A 349-nucleotide genomic window follows, 5' to 3' on the forward strand; every position below is an offset into this window, starting at 1 on the left:
TTCAACCTCATTAAGTGAGAGTCAATCAGGCTCAACATCACTAAGTGAGAGTCAATCAGGCTCAACATCACTAAGTGAGAGTCAATCCGGCTCAACTAGCTTGAGTGAAAGCCAATCCGGTTCAACATCACTGAGTGAAAGTCAATCCGGTTCAACATCATTAAGTGAGAGTCAGTCCGGTTCAACTTCATTGAGTGAGAGCCAATCCGGCTCAACATCACTAAGTGAAAGTCAGTCAGGCTCAACTAGCTTGAGTGAGAGCCAATCCGGCTCAACTTCACTGAGTGAGAGCCAATCCGGTTCAACTTCACTAAGTGAAAGCCAATCTGGTTCAACTAGCTTGAGTGAG

1 protein-coding gene is annotated in these 349 nt (G+C 45.6%); it reads left to right on the top strand.

Annotation, left to right across the window (positions count from 1 at the left end):
* On the top strand, nt 1-349 hold a 349-nt coding region (locus tag IV55_RS10475), incomplete at both ends, for a hypothetical protein (RefSeq protein WP_191979324.1).

It is taken from the genome of Furfurilactobacillus siliginis, from assembly GCF_001437435.1.
Lineage (GTDB): Bacteria > Bacillota > Bacilli > Lactobacillales > Lactobacillaceae > Furfurilactobacillus > Furfurilactobacillus siliginis.